Origin of the sequence: Methylibium sp., from assembly GCF_031393925.1 — a bacterium.
GTDB lineage: Bacteria > Pseudomonadota > Gammaproteobacteria > Burkholderiales > Burkholderiaceae_C > Methylibium.
Genome location: NZ_JANMWL010000302.1, coordinates 1 through 5150 on the forward strand (window position 1 = coordinate 1; position 5150 = coordinate 5150).

The 5150-nt window shown below is 67.4% G+C and carries 4 protein-coding genes and 1 pseudogene; all 5 read left to right on the forward strand.

Features of this window, described 5'->3' with window-relative positions; all coding sequences use genetic code 11:
* Window positions 1-468: pseudogene (locus RMO12_RS15535) on the forward strand (ABC transporter ATP-binding protein); the annotation flags it as partial.
* A gap of 22 nt (window positions 469-490) precedes the next feature.
* Window positions 491-1216 (forward strand): ABC transporter ATP-binding protein, encoded by a 726-nt coding sequence (locus RMO12_RS15540; RefSeq protein ID WP_309639963.1) that lies wholly within the window; start codon window positions 491-493, stop codon window positions 1214-1216.
* Between the two features lie 43 nt (window positions 1217-1259).
* Window positions 1260-3353 carry a 3-hydroxyacyl-CoA dehydrogenase NAD-binding domain-containing protein gene (locus RMO12_RS15545; RefSeq protein WP_309639964.1) on the forward strand — a complete coding sequence of 698 codons (2094 nt, stop codon included), beginning with the start codon at window positions 1260-1262 and terminating at the stop codon, window positions 3351-3353.
* A 99-nt stretch (window positions 3354-3452) separates the two neighbouring features.
* Window positions 3453-4628, forward strand: a complete 1176-nt coding sequence (locus RMO12_RS15550; protein WP_309639965.1) for an acetyl-CoA C-acyltransferase — start codon at window positions 3453-3455, stop codon at window positions 4626-4628.
* A gap of 13 nt (window positions 4629-4641) precedes the next feature.
* Window positions 4642-5150, forward strand: a 509-nt coding sequence (locus tag RMO12_RS15555; protein ID WP_309639966.1) for an alpha/beta fold hydrolase, incomplete at its 3' end; no start/stop codon positions are given.

Here is a 5150-nt window from a genome sequence, read left to right on the forward strand (position 1 = left end):
GTGCTGTGGAGCCGGGGCTTGCGCTACTCCTTTTGGAACTTCCTCGCCGACCTGACCGACGCCAACGAGCGCGCCGAGCAGGTGCTGGCGATGATCAAGCTCGACCGCAAGCGCGACGTCCTGGCCATGAACCTCGGCTACGCCGAGCAGCGCGCGCTCGAGATCGGCATCACCATCGCCGGCGGCGCGAGCGTGATCCTGCTCGACGAGCCCACCGCCGGCATGAGTCAGAGCGAAACGCGGCGCGTCGTGCAGCTCATCCGCGAGGTGAGCGAGGGCAAGACCCTGCTCACCGTCGAGCACGACATGGGCGTGGTGTTCGACCTGGCCGACCGCATCGCGGTGCTGGTCTACGGCGAGGTGATCGCCTTCGACGCACCGGGTGCCGTGCGCGCCGACCCGCGTGTGCAGGAGGCCTATCTCGGCTCGGTGCTGGTCGACCCACAGGCGGCGGGCACGGCGACATGAGCGCGGCACCCCGAGGGTATCCATGAGCGAGCCCGTCAACGACGCTGACAAGACGCTGCGGCTGCACGACCTGCATGCCTTCTACGGCAAGAGCCACGTGCTGCACGGCGTCTCGCTGGTGGTGAAGCCGGGCGAGATCGTGAGCCTGCTCGGACGCAACGGCGCGGGCCGATCGACGACCGTCAAGACCATCATGGGCCTGGTCGAGGGCCGGGGTTCGGTGCAGTGGCGCGGCGAGGAAATCCTCGGCCACCCGGCCTTCGACATTGCGCACCGCGGCATCGGCTACGTGCCCGAAAACCGCGACATCTTTCCCAGGCTCACGGTGCACCAGAACCTCGTGCTGGGTGAAAAGCGCAAGGCCAAGTCGCCGCGCTGGTCATGCGACGACATGTACCAGCTGTTCCCGCGCCTGAAGGAGCGCCAGCACACCGAGGCCGGCGTGCTCTCCGGCGGCGAGCAGCAGATGCTCACGCTCTGTCGCACCTTGATGGGCGACCCCGATCTCGTCATGATCGACGAGCCCACCGAGGGCCTGGCGCCCAGGATCGTCGAGCAGGTGGCCGAGTACTTGAAGGAACTCCAGCGCCGCGGACTCGCGGTGCTCTTGGTGGAGCAAAAGCTCACCATCGCATTGCAGATTTCGGGGCGCTGCTACGTCATGGGCCATGGCCGCATCGTGTTCGAGGGCACGCCGGCCGACCTGCGCGCGAACGCCTATATTCGCAAGGAGTGGCTCGAGGTCTGAGTCTCTCTCCTGCCCGCCCGTTCCACACCGAGGACCACCCCCCATGAGCGCCAGCTATGAAGTGCGCGGCAGCGTTGCCGTCATCACCCTGAACAACCCGCCCGTCAACGGCCTGGGCCTCGACACGCGCCGCGAGCTGGCGACGGCCCTCGCCAAGGCCGAGGCCGACGCCACCGTGACCGCCATCGTGCTCACCGGCGCCGGCAAGGCGTTCTCGGGCGGCGCCGACATCCGCGAGTTCGGCTCGCCCAGGGCGACGCAGGAGCCCAACCTCATCAGCCTGATCAATCTGGTGGAGGCGAGCGGCAAGCCGGTGGTCGCGGCGATCAACGGCGTGTGCATGGGCGGTGGCCTCGAGCTGGCGCTGGGCTGCCATTACCGCGTGGCGGCGCCGGGCGTCAACGTCGCGCTGCCGGAGGTGAAGATCGGCCTCGTGCCCGGTGCAGGCGGCACGCAGCGCCTGCCGCGCGCCATCGGCGTCGAGGCGGCGCTCAACATGATCGTCGCCGGCGAGCCGGTGAAGAGCGAGCGGCTCGCGCAGATCCCCGGGCAGACGCTGTTCCAAAAAATCATCGAGGGCGATCTGCTGCAGGGCGCGATCGCTTTCGCGAACGAGGTGTCGGCGGTGCGCCCGCTGCCGCGCGTTCGCGACCTGAAGGCCAAGCACCCGAACCCCGACGCCTACTTCCAGTTTGCCCGCAACACGGTCAAGGCGATGGCCAAAAACTTCCCCGCCCCAGCGCGCTGCGTCGATTGCGTCGAGCAAAGCACCCGGCTCGGCTTCGACGCCGGCATGGCCTACGAGCGCACCGCCTTCATGGCGCTGATGCTCACGCCCGAGTGCAAGGCGCTGCGCCACGCCTTCCTTGCCGAGCGCGCCGCGAGCAAGATTGCCGACGTGCCGCAAGACACGCCGGTGCGCGACATCAGCAAGCTCGCCGTGATCGGCGCCGGCACCATGGGGGGCGGCATCGCGATGAATTTCCTGAGCGCCGGCTTGCCGGTGGTGATGCTCGAAACCAAGCAGGAGGCGCTCGACCGCGGCGTCGCCACCATCCGGAAGAACTACGAAGCCCAGGTGAAGAAAGGCAAGCTCGCGGCCGACGCCTACGAGCAGCGCATGGCGCTCCTGAGCACGACCTTGAACTACGCCGACCTGAAGGACGCCGACATGGTGATCGAGGCGGTGTTCGAAGAGATCGGCATCAAGGAGCAGGTCTTCAAGCAGCTCGACGAGGTGATGAAGCCCGGCGCCATCCTCGCTTCCAACACCTCCACGCTCGACGTCGACAAGATCGCATCCTTCACCCGGCGGCCCGAGGACGTGATCGGCACCCACTTCTTCAGCCCGGCCAACGTGATGAAGCTGCTGGAGGTGGTGCGCGGCGCCAAGACGGCCAAGGACGTGCTCGCCACGGTGATGCAGCTCGGCAAGAAGATCAAGAAGACCTGCGTGGTCTCGGGCGTATGCGACGGCTTCATCGGCAACCGCATGATCGAGCAGTACTTGCGCCAGGCCGGCTTCCTGCTCGAGGAAGGATGCACGCCGCAGCAGGTGGACAAGGCGGTGGAGAAGTTCGGCTTCGCGATGGGGCCGCATCGCATGGGCGACCTGGCGGGCAACGACATCGGCTGGGCGATCAGGAAGCGCCGCTACGTCGAGAAGCCGCAGATGCGCTACAGCAAGACCGCCGACCTGTTGTGCGAGCTGGGGCGCTACGGCCAGAAGACGGGCGCCGGTTGGTACGACTACGTGCCGGGCAAGCGCGACCCCCTGCCGAGCAAGGTGGTCACCGACATGATCGAGCAGCATCGCTTGGCGCTGGGCATCGCGCCGCGCAAGATCAGCGACGAAGAGATCGTGCAGCGCCTCGTGTATTCGCTCGTCAACGAGGGCGCCAAGATCGTCGAGGAGGGCATCGCCGGCAAGGCCAGCGACATCGACATGGTCTACCTCACCGGCTACGGCTTCCCCTTGCACCGCGGCGGTCCGATGAACTACGCCGACACGGTGGGCCTCTTCAACGTCGTGCAGGCCATGAAGCGCTTCCAGAAGAACCCGCTCGACGACGCCACTTTCTGGGAGCCCGCACCCTTGCTCGTCACCCTCGCAGCCGAAGGCAAGACCTTCAACTGACTCGAGAGCTCTCGCCTGATTTGCGCCCTCGCCCTCTGGAGAGAGGGTTGGGGTGAGGGCCAGCCCGCCGCCACACCGCCACACCAAGAAGGATTTCTCATGACCAACGCCGTCATCGTCTCCACCGCCCGCACGCCCCTGGCCAAGAGCTGGAAGGGCGCCTTCAACATGACCCACGGCGCCACGCTCGGCGGTATGGCGGTGCAGGCCGCAGTGCAGCGCGCGGGCATCGAGGCCGCCGAAATCGAGGACGTGATGATGGGTTGCGCCAACCCCGAAGGCGCCACCGGCTGGAACATCGCGCGCCAGGTAGCGCTGCGCGCCGGCCTGCCGATCACCGTGTCGGGCATGACGATCAACCGCTTTTGCTCCTCGGGCCTGCAGACCATCGCGCTGGCAGCGCAGCGCATCATCACCGGCGAAGGTCAGGTCTATGTGGCCGGTGGTGTCGAGAGCATCTCCTGCGTGCAAAACGAAATGAACACCCACCTGTTCGAGGACAACTGGCTGCAGGAGCACAAGCCCGCGATCTACTGGCCGATGCTGCAGACCGCCGAGAACGTGGCCAAGCGCTACAAGATCCCGCGTGAACGCATGGACCAGTACGGCGCGGCCAGCCAGCAAAAGGCGAGTGCCGCGCAAGCGGCCGGCAAGTTCAAGGACGAGCTCATCTCGGTCACCGTGATGGCCGGCGTCGCCGATGCGCAGCTCGGCCTGCGCACGAAAGAGGTCACGATCAGCGCCGACGAAGGCCTGCGCGCCGGCACCACCTACGAAGCACTGGCGGGCATCAAGCCGGCCCTGCCCGGTGGCGCGGTCGCGGCCGGCAACGCCAGCCAGTTCTCCGACGGCGGCGGCGCCTGCGTGGTGATGGACGAGACGCTGGCCGAAAGAAAGGGCCTGAAGCCGCTCGGCCGCTTTCTCGGCTTTGCCGTCGCCGGCTGCGAGCCCGACGAAATGGGCATCGGTCCGGTGTTCGCCGTGCCCAAGGTCTTGAAGCGCCTGGGCCTGACGGTCGACGACATCGACCTGTGGGAATTGAACGAAGCCTTTGCCGTGCAGGTGCTGTACTGCGCCGACACCCTGGGTATTCCGATGGATCGCCTCAATGTCAACGGCGGCGCCATCGCGGTGGGCCACCCCTATGGCATGAGCGGCCAGCGCCTCACCGGCCATGCACTGATCGAAGGCAAGCGCCGCGGCGCCAAGCGGGTGTGCGTCACGATGTGCATCGGCGGTGGCATGGGCGCGGCGGGCGTGTTCGAGGTGCTCTGAGCTGGCGCCCGCGATGGACATGCTGCGCACCCCCGACGAGCGCTTTGCCGATCTGCCGGGCTGGCCCTATCCGCCGCAGTGGCTGGAGCCAGCGGGAGCCTTGGATGCAGGTCAACGCATGCACTACATCGACGAGGGTCCGCGTGACGCGGCCGTCACGGTGCTGTGCCTGCACGGCAACCCGACCTGGAGCTACCTCTACCGCCACATGATCCCGGTGTTCACCGGGGCCGGCCTGCGGGTGGTGGCGCCGGACCTGATCGGTTTTGGCCGATCCGACAAACCGACCGATGAAGCCTGGCACCAGTTCGATCGCCACCGGCGAAGCCTGCTGAAGCTGATCGAGACGCTGGACCTGCGCAACGTGATGCTGGTCTGCCAGGATTGGGGCGGCATCCTCGGCCTGACACTGCCGATGGTGTTTGCCGTCCCCACGACGCCTGCGGCGTCGACCCCCATGGCCCCGCAAGGGGCCCTCCCGGTCCCCACGGGTGCGTCGGGCTCGGGGCGGCCCAGCGCCGG